The organism is uncultured Meiothermus sp. (assembly GCF_937863175.1).
Lineage (GTDB): Bacteria > Deinococcota > Deinococci > Deinococcales > Thermaceae > Meiothermus.
Map to the genome: position 1 here is coordinate 1 of NZ_CALMCQ010000104.1, position 15,951 is coordinate 15,951.

Consider the following 15,951-nt stretch of genomic DNA (forward strand, 5'->3'; position numbering starts at 1 on the left):
TTGCTTTCGTGGTTTTATTGGGGATCTCGGTGGCCCTGGCCGGGCCGGATGGTATTTACTATGCCCAGGAGAACCGCATCGAAAAAGGCGAGATCGTTACGGTTGGTGTGCTGCAACGCATCAAAATTGGCGGCGTGGGTCAGATCGAGGGTTTGCTGACCAAGGCCACCCGCCCACCCCGCGCAGCCCAGTGGGTCTTCGATCAGGCCCTGAAGGACTGGGTGCTGGTAGACCAGATGGGCCACAGCTTTGCGGTCAGGCGGGCCAGACAGCTCTACCTCGAGGCCCTCAAGGCCGGGCAGACCGAGTTCATGCTCCCGGTAGCCCACACCCTCTCGAGCCGGGGAGCACAATACTACTACCAGCAAGGTATCCGCCAACTGTTGGCGGAAGCTACCACCTACTTTGGGGGGTCGTCCTACGAACGCCGCTTCAACATTGCACTGGGGGCCAGCCGCCTGCATGGGGTGGTGATGGTTCCAGGCGAGACCTTCTCCTTTGCCCGGGCGATGGGGGAGGTCTCGGAGCGAACTGGCTTCAAAAAAGCCTTTGTGATCTCCGGGGAACAAACGGTCGAAGGCGTGGGGGGAGGCATGTGTCAGGTTTCCACCACCCTCTTTCGCTCGGCCTACTTCTCCGGCCTGCCCATCGTGCAGCGCCGCCCGCACAGCTACCAGGTGCGCTACTACCTGCCCACCGGCCTCGATGCAGCGGTTTTTCTACCCCAACTCGACCTCAAATTCAAAAACGACACCCCCGGCAACATCCTGATCCAGAGCAGTGTGGGCCGCAACAGTGTCACTTTTCGTATGTTCGGCACCAAAAACCGCAGTGTGAGCTGGAGCAGTCCGGTTACGCTAAACCGTATCCCGGCTCCTCCCACCCGCTATATCGTCAGCCCGCAACTCCCCCAGCAAAGTTTCCAACAGGTGGACTGGGCCGCGGAAGGGGCTACCGTGAACGTCTATCGCACCATTCGATTCACAGACGGGCGGATTAGCAAAGACACCCTGACCAGCACCTACCGCCCCTGGGGCGCGGTCTGGCTGGTAGGCGAGGGTACCCGCCTTCCCTCGGGCCAGATCGTTACCGCTGCAACCGACGACGCAGAGGGCGACCACGGCTATCAGTTGCCCACCCAAACCGCCCTGCGTCCGGCCCGCAATCGCTAGGTCATGCCCCGTACTTTTGCAGCTTGCCCGCATGGGCCAGCAGCAGCGGCATTAGCTCCACCCCGCGCAGATGCCCCAGGCTGCCCCCCGCAGCCTCGTCTTCGGTAAAGCGCTGAGCGGGGTCGTTGCGCAGCAAGGGGGCGTGGAGCAGCAGTGGTACCGGATGCCAGGAGTGGGCTTTCACAATGCTGGGGGTGGAGTGGTCGCCGGTGATGGCCAGCACGTCGGGTTTGAGGGCCAGTAGCTCGGGCAACAGGCGGTCGAAAACCTCCACCTTGTGGGCCTTCTCCTCGAAGTTGCCGTCCTCGCCGGTGGAGTCGGTCTTCTTGAAATGCAGATAGAAGAAGTCGTACTTATCCCAGTTCTCCTGGAGCGCCCTCACCTTGCCCTCGAGGGCGTCCTCGAGGCCCTCCACGGGCAGCACATCCATGCCCACCAGGCTGGCCACCCCCTTGTACATGGGGTAGCTGGCCACACAAGCCGCCCTCACCTTGTAGACCTGGGACAGGCTGGGGAATTGGGGCTTTTCTGAAATCCCCCGGAAGAGCACGCCATTGATTTTCGGCTCATCCTCGAGGATTTCCTGGATGCGAGCGGAGAGGGTATTCAGTATGCGGGCAGTTCTGGTGCTGGACGGGTCGCTGGCATTGTGCGGGTGCGAGTGAAGCGGGGCAACCCCGGTTTTCTGGGGGTCGGTGTCGCCGACTCTGTCGCCCAGACCTTCCCCACGCAGAATCACCACAAAACGGTGTTCGGACTCGGGGTAGAAGGTTATGCTCACCCCTTCAATGGCGCTGATGGCGGCTTTGAGCTTGGCCACCACCCGAAGGTTTTCTGCATCGCTGGGGCGACCGGCTCGACGATCCCTAACCAGGCCGGTGCTGTCCAGAGTGGCAAAGTTGCCGCGCACCCCCACATCGCCATCGCGGAAATCGGCCCCAATCCCGATGGCCGAGAGCGCCCCCCGCCCCACCAGATACCTGAAGGGGTCGTAGCCAAACAGTGAAAGGTGGCCGGGGCCAGAGCCGGGGGTCAGACCCGGGTAGACCGGGGTGAGCAATCCCAGAGCACTTTGCTTAGCCAGCGCATCGAGGTTGGGGGTGTGGGCGGCGGCCAGCTCGGTGGGGCCTCCAGGCTGCTGGGGAAGGCCCCCCAAGCCGTCCAGCACAACCAGAAGGATCCTGGAGGGGGTAGTCTGTGACAATTCTTCGATAACCGGAAGCATGTCCATGCGCCCATTCTACCGACGACCACACAGGTTGTGCCCAGTTGCCAGGTTTTTATCGCAGGCCGTATTCCACCGCCTCAACCCCCTGACCCGGCAACACTCCGAAAGATAAGCATCTCCTGAACAGCGGTTGGTTGGGCTGTGAGATGTCGCCACCCTCTCCTGCAACGGGGAGAGGGCTGCTACAAACGCTACGGGACTGCGGCGTTGTGCTAATAGTAAATGGGAGGCCGGCTCGACATCCACTCCTCGGGCAGCAGACTGTACATGTAGAAATCCCACGGCTCCCCGCGAATCCAGCGCCAGCGGCGCAGCAACCCCTCGCGCTTAAAGCCCAGCTTTTCCAGTGCCCGTTGCGAACGAGGGTTGTGCACGTGAGCGATGGCCTGGATGCGGCGCAAATCCCACGGCCCAAAAGCAAAATCGAACAACACCACCTTGGACTTGGTGTTGAGGCCGCTGCCCCAGTAGGCCCGTCCCAGCCAGGTCTCGGTCTCGCCCAGCTTGTTGTCCCAGTCAAGATGTAACCCAATTACCCCAGCCGGCTGGCCCTCGACCTCAATAACAAAAAAGCCCTCTTTGGCCTGTAGCTTCTCCAGATACTGGTAGGTTTCGTGGTGGTTCTGGTGGGGGTTCCAGTAGACAAAAGGGGCCATCTCGGGGTCGGACATCAGGGCAAACAGGGCCTCGGTGTGCTCGGGGCGGGGCGGGCGTGGCGGAATGTGGGGGCCGCGCAGTGCCATCTGCCCCGAGCATAGGGAGAAAAAAAGACCCGCCGAAGCGGGTCGTTGCGGGTCGGTGAATCTTACGGACGGGCCAGGGTGATGGTCGGCGAGATCCAGCTTTCCCAGTGGGCCGGGTTGTTCTCGTTGCCCAGGGCCTTGAGGGCACGGATGCGCACCACATAGTTGCCATTAGGCACGGTCTTGAACAGCGAGTTGTCGCCGTTGCCGTTGTCCATGTTGCTGTGGATGCGGGTGCCATCCCAGGTAAAGATAAAAGCTCCCGTAGCCGTGGCGTTGCGCCCGACCAGTTCCAGGTCTACAAACCGGTTGAAGACCGGGTGTACCGGGCGGTTGTTGGAGGCGTGCAGCACCTCGAACTGGAGCCTGCTCACCTGGTGCGCGAGCTGGATCAGGAAGTTGGGGAGATCGTTGCCTTGCAGGGTGAAGGTGCGGCTGCTGGGTGGGCTAGCGCTGGTCAGGCAGACCAGGTCGCTCCTGGCCACACAGGGAATTGTGCCGATACTGCTGAAGGTGACAGACCGCAGGGCCACGATGCCCTGATAGTCGCCCTTAAACCCAGCGTAGGGAATGCGGGCTACGGTTGCGCCTTCGCTGTTGCGTACCACCACATACCCGCCGAACTGGGCCAGGTTGGCCAGACCGAGGTTGGGCGTGACGGTCACGTTCACGCTGGCCGAGCCACCTGGGGGCAGGGTGAGGTTGGGGCTGCTGAAGGTGACCACAGCGGGGGCGTCAAAGTAGCTAACGGTGAAGGTGCCGGTCGTGGCGGGGGCGGCAGCGTGGCTCAGGGTGTAGGTCTCGCTGGCGCTGCCCAGGTTGCGGACAGTGATGCTGCGGGATACGGATCCGCTCTCAACCTCGCCTAGCGAGAGCTTGCCGGGGACAACGCGAGTGGTGCTGTTGATGGCGTCCACGATCTGCACCATGCCCGCGCCCTGGCGGTGCACGATGTCCAGTAAACCAGTAGCGGGTGCAACCGAAAGAAGCTTTGGATCGGCGGTGTTTTGCAGGATCGTGCGCATCTCCGAGGCCGGGGTGCTGGGCCGGGCCTGGAGGTAGAGCGCCACCATCCCGGCCACATGTGGGCTGGACATCGAGGTGCCGCTCAAGGTGGCGAACCCACCAAGCTCCAGTGGATAGGTGGAGTAGATCAGGCCGCCGGGGGCGCCCAGGTCGGGCTTGAGGCTGAGGTCGGGCGAGAGGCCGATGGAGGAGAAGCTGCTGATCAGATTGCCGGTGGGGTTGGGGAAGGAGCCCCGCTGATCGGTCCAGGTCAGGGTAACCGGGCCTGCAGCGATGCGGTTGTTGATCAGTACGCCTTCGCTGTCGGAGATGGCCACCACCGGGATGGTAATGGCGGGAGTGCCCGCCACGGTGGGGGCGAAGCGGCCAGCAACATTGTTGTACAAGACTACGGCTGCTGCGCCCGCGTTCTGGGCATTGAGGGCTTTGATGTGGAAGGTGCAGCCGCCTCTTCGGATCAGCACGGCCCGGCCCGACAGGCTACCGGCAGGGAGTGAAAGGCAGGCATCGTTTGGGGTGGCAGGGGTTCCGGTGCGGGCCATGGGCAGGCTGCCGGCGGTGGGAGCCGCCGGGGCAGCGGTGGCAGGGCCGTAGCCGATGGGCAGGTTATCGGGAGAAATAGTAAAGCGATTGAGGAAGACCGCGATGTTGTCAAAGGAGGCCACCCCAATGACATCCTCGCCCAGGCCCGGTGCGCCCAGCGAGAATGCCCCGTTGGCTCCGTTGTTGCCAGCCGAGGCCACCACCACCACGCCCCGCCTGACCAGGCGGTTGGAGACTACGGCGGTGGGGTACTGGGGCCACTGGAAGGCTGCGCCCAGGCTCATGTTCACCACATCCATGCCGTCGCGGTAGGCCATTTCCAGTGCTGCGATAATCACATCCGAGGTAGTAGAGCCTTCGCAACCAAAGACCCGGTATGCACCCAGGGTCACTTCGGGGGCTACCCCCTTGACGGTGCCGTTGGCGCCGGTGATGCCTGCGACATGGGTACCGTGCCCGTTGCAGTCGTCGCCGCCAGGGCGGGAGCCAGGGCCGGGCTGGGGTACCGGGATCGGGTTGAAGGTGGGGGAGGCGGGGTCGGCATTAAAGGCATCGCCCACAAAGTCGAAGCCGTAGCGGATGCGCCCGGCAAAGTCGGGGTGCTGGAGGTCAATGCCGGTGTCAATGATGCCAACCTTGATGCCGCGCCCGCTTAACCCCAGGTTGCTCTGGGCGAGATTGACCTGGGTCTGGGTGATGGCGGTGATCATATCGGCCTCGCTGCCACCGCCAACCGGCTCGGGGGCAGCGACCCGGATGACCGGCCAGACCGCCCTTACGCCGGGGATGCTGCGCAGTTTGGCGGCCTCGGCGGGGCTGGCCTGCACCGAGAAGCCATTCCAGAGCTCGCTAAACTCGAAGCGTTCGCGGAAGCGCACACCGTTGGCTCGAGCCTGGGCGCGGAAGTTATCTTTGTCGGCCTGAACCGAGGCATCGCTGCCCCCTTCAATTCTGGATCGGCCCGAGAGTTCCACCAGCCACGCAGTGGGGGTTTCGTCCACCATCTCGGCGCCGCCAGCGTTCAGAGCGCCTACGCCGGTGGCAATCTGCTGCACGGGCTCAAACTCGGGCTGTACCCGCTGGGGGCCGGAACAAGCAGCTAGCAAAGCGGCCAGTCCGATCCCTAAAATCATCCATCTACGCACGGTAGACCTCCCTTGGGATAGTTCAACTAGACCTGATTCGGTCAAGGGTTATCAAACTGCAACCTGACTTTTGCTGTCAAGTCCGCGGGGTGCTTTATGTGGTTCCCATGCGTTATTCTGACTGTTAGATGGGCGTTACAAAATATGTAATTTCTTGTTAATTTCTTGTGTGGCAACTTTGTACTGCACGGAACAACGCGCAAATTCGCTGGCCTTTGGATCAAACAGGTATCATGTCACGGTATGGCCAAGGACAAAGGCTTAATTCCTCAATCCCAGGATTTTAACGAGTGGTACAACGAAGTGGTGCTCAAAGCCGATCTGGTGGACTATGGCCCGGTGCGGGGAACGATGGTGGTCAAGCCCTATGGCTTTGCCCTGTGGGAAAACATCCAGCGCGAGCTAGACCGGATGTTTAAGGAAACCGGCCACCACAATACCTACTTTCCCCTGTTCATCCCGATGAGCTTTTTGCAGAAGGAAGCCGAACACGTGGAGGGTTTTGCGCCCGAGCTGGCAGTGGTGACCCAGGCCGGCGGAGAAACCCTGGAGGAGCCGCTGGCAGTCCGCCCCACCTCCGAGACCATCATCGGGCATATGTGGGCCAAGTGGATCCGCACCTACCGCGACCTGCCGCAACTGCTGAACCAGTGGAACAGCGTGGTGCGCTGGGAGTTGCGTACCAAGCTATTCCTGCGTACCACCGAGTTCTTGTGGCAGGAAGGCCACACCGCCCACGCCACCCAGGAAGAGGCCGAAGAAGAGACCCGCCGCATGTCGGGGGTCTATGCTACGGTTTTGCGCGACTGGTGCGCAATCCCAGGCTGGGAAGGCCCCAAGACCGAGTCGGAGAAGTTTGCCGGAGCGGTCTACTCGATCAGCTACGAGGCCATGATGCGCGATGGCAAGGCCCTGCAGTCGTGCACCTCGCACTACCTGGGCCAGAACTTTGCCAGAGCCTTTGAGATCCAGTTTCAAGACAAAGACCAGCAGAACAAGCACGTCCATACCACCTCCTGGGGCTTTACCACCCGCGTGGTGGGGGCCATCGTGATGACCCACGGCGACGACAAAGGGCTGATCATGCCGCCCCGGCTGGCTCCTATTCAGGTGGTGATCGTGCCGATCTACAAGGCCGAGACCCGCGAGACCGTACTGCCTGCAGTGATGCAACTGGCAACCAACCTTAAGTCCGCTGGCATCCGGGTCTTTCTCGACGACCGCGACCAGTACAGCCCTGGCTTCAAGTTTAACGAGTGGGAGCTGAAGGGGGTGCCGCTGCGCCTCGAGATGGGGCCGCGCGATGTGGAGGCCGGAACCGCCGTGCTGGCCAGTCGCCTGGGCGGTAAGGAAACCGTTCAACTATCCGCGGTGCCGGGCCTGGTTCCAGGCAGGCTCGGGCAGTTTCAGCACGACCTCTACCAGCGTGCACAGCAGTTCCGCGAGGCGCGCACCTGGGTGGTGGATAGCTACGACGAGTTCAAAGAAAAAGTCGAGCTGGGCTTTGTCAAGGCTTTCCACTGCGGCGACCAGGAGTGCGAGAAACAGATCAAGGCCGAGACCACTGCCACCACCCGCTGCGTCCCCTACGACGAACCCGAAGCCCAGGGTCACTGCATCCGTTGCGGAAAGCCCAGTGCCTACGGCAAGCGGATTCTGTTCGCCAGGGCGTACTGAGTCATGTCGAAGGCCGAAAGCCGAAAGCCGAAAGCGCACAGCCATGGCAAACGGTCTGCCAAGGCCGAGCTACGTTTTCCGCGCGAATCGCTAAGGACCAGGAAACAGCGTGCGGCCTTTGTCCTGGCGGCGATGGAACAGCTCTACCCCCAGGCCGCTACCGAACTGAACCATACCAATGCCTTCGAGCTGCTGATTGCCACGGTGCTCTCGGCCCAGGCCACCGACGTCTCGGTGAACAAGGCCACGCCGGCCCTCTTCCAGCGCTACCCCGATGCTTTTGCGCTGGCCAGAGCCAGACCCGAGGAGCTCGAGCCCTGCATCCAGACCATTGGTCTGTACCGCTCCAAGGCCAAAAACCTGGTCATGCTGGCCCGAATGCTGGTCGAGCAGCATAACGGCGTGGTGCCGGTAGACAAGCCCCAACTGCTAAAGCTGCCAGGGGTGGGCTGGAAAACCGCCACAGTGGTGCTGGGGGCGGCCTTCGGGATACCGGGCATTGCGGTGGACACCCACCTGATGCGCCTGGCGGGCCGGCTGGGTTTGTCTGACCAGAAAGACCCCGAAAAGATTGGGGCCGATCTGGAAAAAGTCTTTCCCAGAGAGAAGTGGGTTTTTGTGCATCATGCCCTGATCCTCTTCGGGCGCTACCGCTGCACGGCCCGCAAGCCGAAATGCGAAGGATGCCCGCTGTTTGCCGACTGCCGGAGCAAAGGCGCCTGGTAGGGCGTTCTTCGGGCCAGTTCAACTAGGGTAGCGAGTCTCCAGGACGGGACAGTTACCTCCCATCCTGGAGGCAGCGTCTCTCAACACGCGCGTACAGTTGCCCAGGTATGGAGCCCGCCAGCCCTGCCAGAGGATGGCAAACGAAGGAACTTTACCCACCGCTCTTGCCTATCCTTTTTCTACCCAACTATTGCTCATCCTCACCCGACATAAGCCTCGCACTCGGCTGTGGTCCACCTCGATGGTAAATTGCGGTCTTCAGACTGCTTCTTTCCGGAGCACCCCAGTCTCTATGCCTACTGGGCTGAGCTGCCTGGTGTATTTGTCAGTTGATAATCAGTCACAACCTGTTGACAATAGGCTTTTAGACTCCTCTGCGTGGAAGTAGCACGAACCTTTGGCAAAGCTCGACCCGTCGCCAAATTCAGTGGCGTAGGGCGTTTTCTTGATGTGTTGCCGTATCTTTTGCCGGCCCTGCTGGTGTTTACGGTCTTCGAGTATTACCCGCTCCTGCGGGTAATCTACCTGAGCTTTACCGACGCCGATCTGCTGCGGGCTCCCAACTGGGTGGGTCTGGAAAACTACCAGCAGATATTTACCAGACGAGAGTTCCACAATAGCCTGGTAGTAACCACCATTTTCGCCGTTTCGGTCACCTTACTGCTGGTGGGGCTGGGCATGGCCCTGGCCTTCTTGATGAACGTCAAGACCCGTTTCCAGAGCTTTCTAAGAGGGGCCATCTTTGCACCGACCGTAGTCTCGGTCACGGCATCGGCCTTGATCTGGCTGCACATGATGAATCCCAACGGCGGGCCGCTCAACGCGATTTTGCAAGCTTTGGGCTTCGAAGGTGTGCGCTGGCTGGCCCACCCCCAGACTGCCCTGGCTTCGGTGATCCTCATTGCGGTCTGGATGGGTGTGGGGCTGTCTGCGGTGATCTTTCTGGCCGGCTTACAGGGAATTCCCCGCGAGCTCGAGGAGGCCGCCCGGGTAGACGGCGCCTCCCCCTGGCAGGCGGCTACCCGGATTACCATCCCACTGCTGGCCCCTACCACCATGGTGGTATTTTTCCTTGCCTTAATGGGCACTTTTCGCAGTTACGGCCTGATTCTGGTGCTCAACACCGACGGCGGCCCGGTCGGCAGCACCAACCTGCTGGGCTGGTATATCTATCAGAACGCTTTTCAGTTTTTTCAGATGGGCTACGCTAGTGCACTCTCGGTAGTGCTGTTACTGCTGCTGCTGTTTTTGGCCTGGGTGCAGTTCAAGGCCACCGAAGGACGGGTGCATTACCAGTGAAAGTTACGCCTGTTTGCAACTTCTGGGATAGTCATGGCGCCTTGTCTACCGGATTGAGTCTCAGTCTTAATGGGGAGCGCCATGTCTAAGTTTTGGCGACAGCGTGTACTCGAGGCCCTCTCCTTGCTGGTAGGGCTGCTCTTTATCGCACCTTTGATCTGGCTTTTGCTGGGAGCTTTCAAGGCACCCGACCAGCTTTTTTTTGGGCCCCTGATACCCAACAGTTGGGAGTGGGAAAACTTCGTAGAAGCCTGGAACTCTGCTCCACTGGGGCGCTTTTTGCTTAATACTTTGCTGATAGCCGGTTTCACAACCCTGCTGGTGGTTCTAACCTCCTCCTTGGCGGCGTTTGCCTTTGCCCGTATGGACTTCCCCTATAAGCCTGCCCTATTTTTGCTGGCCCTGGCCACCCTGATGATTCCCGCGGATGTGCTGCTGATTCCCAATTTTCTGACCATTCGCAACTTTGGCTGGTACAACACCTACTGGGCTCTGATCATTCCCTTTGCAGCCAGCGCCTTTGGCATCTTCTTGTTGCGCAACGCTTTCATGCAGACCCCCAAAGAGCTTGACGACTCGGCCAAACTGGATGGGGCTACGCCCCTCACCTTTTTGTTTCGCATTCTGATGCCGGTCAATGCCCCGGCCATCAGCGCCCTCTCGGTGCTCACCTTCCTGGCGAGCTGGAATGCCCTGGTCTGGCCTTTTATCGCTACCAATCGCGACGAGTACCGCACCATCCAGGTGGGCCTGGCCATGTTCAACAACATCGAGGGGGCTACCGATATCCCGGTAGTGCTGGCTGCCACCTTTATCTCGGTGGCGCCCATGTTGCTGGTCTATTTGCTGGCCCAGAAATGGTTTATCGAAAGCGCAGCCAGCAGCGGACTCAAAGGTTGAGTGGTGGTTTGGAGCTAACTCCCCGTGGGATGCTCAAAAGGAGGCAATAAATGAAGAGATTTCTGATGGCGATTGGGATGCTGATGGTGATTGGATCGGCTGCCCTGGCCCAGCAGCGCACCGAGATCACCCTGATGTACGGCCTGGGTGGTCGGCTGGGCGAGATCATCCGCGAGACCGTGGATCGCTTCAACCAGAGCCAGAACCAGGTAAAGGTGCGGGCCGAGTTTGCCAACTCGTACGATGGAGTCTTGCAGCGCGCCCTGGCGGGCATAGCGGCGGGACAGCCAGCCGCCGACCTGTTGCAGCTCGAGGTAGCCTTATGGCCCCGCCTGGCCGAGGCCAACCATCTGCTAGACCTATCCACCCTGCCTGGCTTCAGGCAGATGTTCGACGGATTCTGGCCGGTCTTCCGTCGCCAGGTAGACCCCGATGGGGATGGCAGGGTGTTTGTCTCCCCTTGGAACAACTCCAATCCGGTAGCCTACTACAACCCCGAGTTGTTAAGGCGGGCCGGCTTCGATGCACCGCCGCGCCGGTGGACCGAGTTCCCCGAGTTTGCCCGCAAGGTGAAAGCCGCCACCGGGGTGCCAGCGCTTGCCTTGTCATCCTTTCCCTGGGTGCTGGAGGGAGCCATCTTCAGCAATGGCGGTGAGATGGTGCGTAACCACCACCTGGCCCTGAACGAACCCCGTGCGCTGGAAGTCATCAACCTCTGGACTTCGATGATTCGCGAGGGTACCGCAGTGATACGAGCTAGGGAACTTGGAACCGCACAGCAGGACTTCATCGCGGGTAGGGTCGCGGTCATGTTTCTATCGGTGGCCAGCCGCCCTGGCTTAAAAGCCCTGGCCGGAGAAGAACGGTTTCGCACGCAGGTGCGGGTAGCCAGATTTCCATACTTCCGTGCGCCGGCAGTGCCAGTGGGCGGGGCTACGCTGGCGATTCCTCGCGGGGTACCTGAAGAGCGGGTAAGAGCCGCCTGGACTTTTATCCAGTGGCTCAACACCCCCGAACAGCAGCTAGCCTTCATTCGGGAAACCAACTGGGTACCGATAGCGCGCGCTACCAATGATCTCCCCGCATTCCAGCGTTTCTTGCTAAGTAAGCAAGGGTTAGGCTACGGAATGTTGCAGCTCCCTACTGCCCGGCCCCGGCCCACCGAGTCCGGCTATCTGCAGGCAATGACGGAGATCAATAGAACCCTCGAGGATATCTGGATAAACAACCGGCCGGTAGAGGCCAGCATAAACGACCTGGTAAACCGGACTGCCAACCTGTTCAGGTAGCCCACTTGACCGTAGGTACGGGCCGAGTGAGAGTGAGCTCCCTCGGCCTTGGTGCTAAGGAGGAAGGTATGTCCAGACTCATTGTCATAATGCTCGATGGTATCAGCGCCGATAGCTTTGCTCGGAGAAGGGCCTATATGCCGCATCTAGCCCGACTGGCGGAGCGCGGGCTGGTGGTTGAGCGTCTGGCCGCAGAGGTCTGCGGGACTTCATTTCCGGGCCGTACCTCGATTGTGACCGGGGCTCTGGCTAGCGAGAGCGGCATCTATGCCAACCTGATCTGGGACGGGAGTCAGTTCCGCCACGCGACCCCCGACGATGTACGGGTAGAAACTCTTCCGGCAAAGGCCCGGCGGGCGGGCCGGAGCAGTGCGGTGATTGGTTACGGTATGGTGCGCCCGGAAGACGCCGACCTGTACAAGGCCCCGTGGTGGGCCACGAATATCATTCAGCGCTCGCGCGATGCCTTCCCGCTCCCTACCACCCATGGTTGGAGGCGCGCAGTAGAACATCTGGATGGGCAGCTAGACCAGCACCGCCTGAGAGCCGGTCTGCAGCCCTTTGCGCTGCCCGACCTTGACGATAAGCTGTCCCGGGCAGCAATGGGCGATATGCAGATCATTAATCTGGCTACAGCCGTGGCGACGGCCCCAGATGCCCCAGATCTCGTTATGACCGAGGTTCTGCTGCCAGATACGGCCCAGCATTACGCGGGCTACGATACCCCTCAAGCCTTCTGGTCGTTCAGCTACGCCGACTCTCTGGTAGGGCATTTACTTGCAGCGCTCGAGTTAGCTGGGGTGGAGGAGTATACCCTGGCAGTACTCTCCGATCATGGCCACGCTCCCATCGAAAAAGCCCTCTACCCAGAGGCTATCATCCCCAACACCACCTTTGCCTGCGAGGGAAGTATGCTGCATGTGGTTACACAAAGTGCAGCAGCACTTGCCGAGACCCGCGCCCGGCTGGCGGAGTTTGGTGTGCTGGAGTACAGCAATGAGCACCTTCCACCAGAGCAGCGCCAGCAGGTACACTGTTTTTTGGCGCCCGAGTCCTGTAGTTTCGAGTACGACCCGGCCCAGGCTGCCCAGGGACCCATCGGAGAACCCCGGCTGCGCTCCTCCCACGGCCTGCGGCCTGGACACCCTGGCGACGAACGCTTCATGGTAATGGTGGGCCCGCAGACTGCCCGACAGCGTCTTCCTACGGCCCGGGCCAGCCAGGTAGCCCCCACCCTGGCGGCCGCCCTGGGCATCTCGCCCGATAGCTTTGCCGATCCGCCTCTACTGGAGCCAGCCTCGGTGGGGGTATGAGATTCTCACTCCACCCATAGCCTCGAGGGCTTTCCTGGCCGGTTCTCGCCAGGTTGCTGTTACCCCGGATACCGCCCAATGGTGGTTTGGAGCGCTTGACTGGCCCTGGGTAAATTGACCGGTGTGGTTGGGGCGACGAAAGCGAAAAACCGGAACTAATTGTCCCAGTGCCGATTTCTCTGGGGCAGCCTGCGCCAGCGGCCAGGGCGGAACCTGGCCTCCAGACGCCGCCAGCCATAGGCCAGGGCTCCCAGAATGCCTGCCCCCACAGCCAGCACCCACAGGGTGGTGAGGAGCCAGAAGGCCAGAAACAGGCCAGCCGTTCCGGCCAGAACCAGCAAAAGCACCCCCACCGGGCCACGCGGAAGATTGAAATTGAACGGTCTCACACCTTCAGGGTAGGACAAAAGCCATGAGGCAAATGATGAGACTGCTGCAATGGGCCGATTTAACGGATTGCTGTGTGATTTTTGGCCGTATATTCCCCGGGTGTAACCTATAATGCCCCTTGTATGCCAGGTTTTGACAGCCTCCCGATGGTGTTTGCTGCGGCCTTGACCGACCCAGGCCGTAAGCGCGCCCTAAATGAGGATGCGGTTAGCCAACTCGTCACCACCTATGGCGGTATTTTTATTGTGGCCGACGGCATGGGAGGGCATCGAACCGGTGAGGTGGCCTCGCTGATGGCGGTGAGCCAAATTGTGGAGGTGCTCAAGCGCAGCGAACCCTCTCCCCAGGGGCTGCTGGACGCCTACGAGGCCGCCAACGAGTCCATCTACCTGGCGGGGCAAAAGCCGGAATCGCGGGGGATGGGCACCACCTGCACGGCCTTATGGCTAGATATGCCCTATGCCCTGATTGCCCATGTGGGCGACTCGAGGGCCTATCTGTTGCGCGACGGGGAACTAATGCAACTGACCCAGGATCACTCCTGGGTAGCCGACCGGGTGCGCCAGGGCCTGCTGAACGAAGACGAGGCCCGCAACCACCGCTGGCGCAACGTCATCACCAATGCCCTGGGCTCGTTTCCCAGTGCGCGGGTGGATCTGGTGGGTATCAAGATCAGGCCCGGCGATGTGTTCTTGCTGTGCTCCGACGGTTTGAGCGGGGTGCTGGAAGATAAGGTGCTTTCCGAGATGATCCTCACCAACCCCCCCGAACCGGCAGTGGCCAAACTGATCAAACTGGCCAACGACTGGGGTGGCCCCGACAACATCAGCGCGGTGGTGGTCACGATTGGCAGCCAGGTTTCGGAGAACCCCAGGCCCTACGCCCTCCCGCTGGAGGCCAACGATGGCCAGCCGGTGCACCTGCAAAGTGGCACCGACCCGGAAGTGCTTACCACCCAGATTGCCGAACCCCCGAAGAAACCCAGCTTCTGGCAGCGCTGGGGTAGTGTAATTCTGCTCTTGTTGTGGTTTGGTCTGCTGGGTTTTGTCCTGTTTAACCAGCTTGGCGGCGGCGGAACCCCTTAAGCTGTGCCGATAGCCAGTGGCTCAACCAGGATTGATCGGGGTTCCCACACGCCCGGGAGGGTATCAGTACGAACGCTGTACCACCTGCAGGCCCTGGCCCTCGAGCCAGCCCACCAGCCATTCCACCGCCACCCTCACCCCGGCTGTGCTGAGGGGCGCACCAAAGCGACCAATCCCCACATACAGGCCGTGGGCGCTGGGACGGGCCTCCAACAACACGTCTTGAACAAGGTCTTCTTCCTCGATGTGGGAGTGGAAGTAGTAGCCGCCTTCGGGGGTCAGCGTCCGGGTGGCCTCGAGCAGCACCGCGGTACCGCCTGCAAAGCGGATGACGGTTTTCTCGAAGGTTTCCAGGGTGGGCAGTGAGCCAGCTAGAAGGGCATGGGGCATGGGATACCTCGGGAGGGGGGGCCAGGGGGTGGGATCTTCGGCGGCCTTGCGAAAGACAGCATGGTAAAAACGGCGGCCTTGCGCTTTCCACTTCAGTGCGTACTTGGTGGTGAGGTGAAAGTCAGGCGGAGGAGGGGTCTCGAGGTGGAAGACTTCGCTGGCCCTGCCCTCGGCCTGGGCAAACTTCCAGTAATCTTCGTGGTCGGTGGTGAGCAGCAGCTCGCCCCCCTCGGCCAGCCGGGTGGAGAGCCGCCGGAAAAAAGCCCGCTGCAACAGGCGGTTTGCTTGGTGTTTGGCCTTGGGCCAGGGGTCGGGGAAGTTCACATAAACCCGCCTGAGGCTACGCGGGGCCACCAGGTTGCGCAGGGCAAACCCAGCCTCGCCGTGATAAACCCGCACACTGCCAATACCCTCGCGGCGAAAGCGCCCCAGAGCCCTGGCCACCGAGCCCGCCGAAATTTCCACCCCCAGAATCTGCCACTCGGGGTACATGCGGGCAATCTGGGCGGTAAAACGCCCATCGCCAAAGCCCACCTCGAGAATCCTGGGCGGCATGGGCAAGGGGAAGTCGGTTGCACCGGCGCGAATCAACACGAAGGGACATTATAACCCTGGGAGTTGGCCGCTTTTGACCTTCAAACACCCCATTTCCCCAGTCAACCGCCCCAAACGGCAATGGTAGACTCAGACCTATGGTGGACGTGGGTCTCGAGCAAGCTTTTGGCAAGGTGCGGGCATTTCTGGAGGGCGATTTTGAACATCCGGGCCTGACCCTTTACGATCTGCAAAATTTAGTGGGCTACAGCAGCCGCCTCAAGGCCGATGGTCCGCTTTTGTATACCATGCCGCCCGAAGAGGCTTTGTCGGGAGTGGGTGCGGTGCGCCTGTACTACTACCCCAAAGACCCCGAGGTCAATCTGATTGTCGAAATTGAAGACAAGCTTCGCAAGCGCCACCTGCGCCACTTCAAGTGGAACGGCATCTCCTGGACGGCCCCGCGCGGCCTTAAGTCCGACCTTACCGCT

At 61.0% G+C, this 15,951-nt stretch carries 13 protein-coding genes and 1 pseudogene; 9 read left to right on the forward strand and 5 right to left on the reverse strand.

Going from position 1 to position 15,951, the window contains the following annotated elements; translation table 11 throughout:
- The first annotated feature begins 8 nt into the window (after positions 1–8).
- Entirely contained in the window at positions 9–1,172 is a 1,164-nt protein-coding gene (locus Q0288_RS04155) for a VanW family protein (protein ID WP_299427656.1), read from the forward strand.
- A gap of 1 nt (position 1,173) precedes the next feature.
- Here the strand turns inward: Q0288_RS04155 and Q0288_RS04160 are convergent, their stop codons facing one another.
- From Q0288_RS04160 to Q0288_RS04170, 3 genes are all read right to left on the reverse strand, one after another.
- Positions 1,174–2,403, reverse strand: coding sequence for a 2,3-bisphosphoglycerate-independent phosphoglycerate mutase (locus tag Q0288_RS04160; RefSeq protein ID WP_299427621.1), 1,230 nt, complete (start codon positions 2,401–2,403; stop codon positions 1,174–1,176).
- A 209-nt stretch (positions 2,404–2,612) separates the two neighbouring features.
- Positions 2,613–3,143 (reverse strand): GNAT family protein, encoded by a 531-nt coding sequence (locus Q0288_RS04165; protein ID WP_299427623.1) that lies wholly within the window; start codon positions 3,141–3,143, stop codon positions 2,613–2,615.
- 62 nt (positions 3,144–3,205) lie between these two features.
- A complete protein-coding gene (locus Q0288_RS04170) occupies positions 3,206–5,857 on the reverse strand; it encodes a S8 family serine peptidase (RefSeq protein WP_299427626.1) in 2,652 nt (883 codons plus the stop codon).
- 243 nt (positions 5,858–6,100) lie between these two features.
- Here Q0288_RS04170 and proS point away from each other — a divergent pair, with 243 nt between their 5' ends.
- The 6 genes from proS to Q0288_RS04200 all read left to right on the forward strand — a co-directional run bounded on the left by proS (position 6,101) and on the right by Q0288_RS04200 (position 13,061).
- Positions 6,101–7,534: a proline--tRNA ligase gene (proS, locus tag Q0288_RS04175; protein WP_299427629.1), complete on the forward strand. Its 1,434-nt coding sequence runs from the start codon at positions 6,101–6,103 to the stop codon at positions 7,532–7,534.
- A 3-nt stretch (positions 7,535–7,537) separates the two neighbouring features.
- On the forward strand, positions 7,538–8,260 hold the full coding sequence (gene nth / locus Q0288_RS04180; protein ID WP_299427632.1) for an endonuclease III: 723 nt from the start codon (positions 7,538–7,540) through the stop codon (positions 8,258–8,260).
- A gap of 378 nt (positions 8,261–8,638) precedes the next feature.
- Positions 8,639–9,559 (forward strand): carbohydrate ABC transporter permease, encoded by a 921-nt coding sequence (locus Q0288_RS04185; protein ID WP_299427634.1) that lies wholly within the window; start codon positions 8,639–8,641, stop codon positions 9,557–9,559.
- An 81-nt stretch (positions 9,560–9,640) separates the two neighbouring features.
- Positions 9,641–10,459, forward strand: coding sequence for a carbohydrate ABC transporter permease (locus Q0288_RS04190; RefSeq protein WP_299427637.1), 819 nt, complete (start codon positions 9,641–9,643; stop codon positions 10,457–10,459).
- A gap of 50 nt (positions 10,460–10,509) precedes the next feature.
- A complete protein-coding gene (locus Q0288_RS04195) occupies positions 10,510–11,748 on the forward strand; it encodes an ABC transporter substrate-binding protein (RefSeq protein WP_299427640.1) in 1,239 nt (412 codons plus the stop codon).
- A gap of 68 nt (positions 11,749–11,816) precedes the next feature.
- Positions 11,817–13,061 (forward strand): alkaline phosphatase family protein, encoded by a 1,245-nt coding sequence (locus Q0288_RS04200; RefSeq protein ID WP_299427643.1) that lies wholly within the window; start codon positions 11,817–11,819, stop codon positions 13,059–13,061.
- Between the two features lie 155 nt (positions 13,062–13,216).
- Here the strand turns inward: Q0288_RS04200 and Q0288_RS04205 are convergent, their stop codons facing one another.
- On the reverse strand, positions 13,217–13,450 hold the full coding sequence (locus Q0288_RS04205; protein WP_299427646.1) for a hypothetical protein: 234 nt from the start codon (positions 13,448–13,450) through the stop codon (positions 13,217–13,219).
- 123 nt (positions 13,451–13,573) lie between these two features.
- On the opposite strand from Q0288_RS04205, the gene Q0288_RS04210 reads away from it, so the two are divergent.
- Positions 13,574–14,536, forward strand: coding sequence for a PP2C family serine/threonine-protein phosphatase (locus Q0288_RS04210; protein ID WP_299427649.1), 963 nt, complete (start codon positions 13,574–13,576; stop codon positions 14,534–14,536).
- Between the two features lie 63 nt (positions 14,537–14,599).
- On the opposite strand, the gene Q0288_RS04215 is transcribed toward Q0288_RS04210, so the two are convergent.
- Positions 14,600–15,520 carry a methyltransferase domain-containing protein gene (locus Q0288_RS04215; RefSeq protein ID WP_299427653.1) on the reverse strand — a complete coding sequence of 307 codons (921 nt, stop codon included), beginning with the start codon at positions 15,518–15,520 and terminating at the stop codon, positions 14,600–14,602.
- A gap of 98 nt (positions 15,521–15,618) precedes the next feature.
- Here Q0288_RS04215 and Q0288_RS04220 point away from each other — a divergent pair.
- Positions 15,619–15,951 (forward strand): annotated as a pseudogene (locus Q0288_RS04220) (hypothetical protein); the annotation flags it as partial.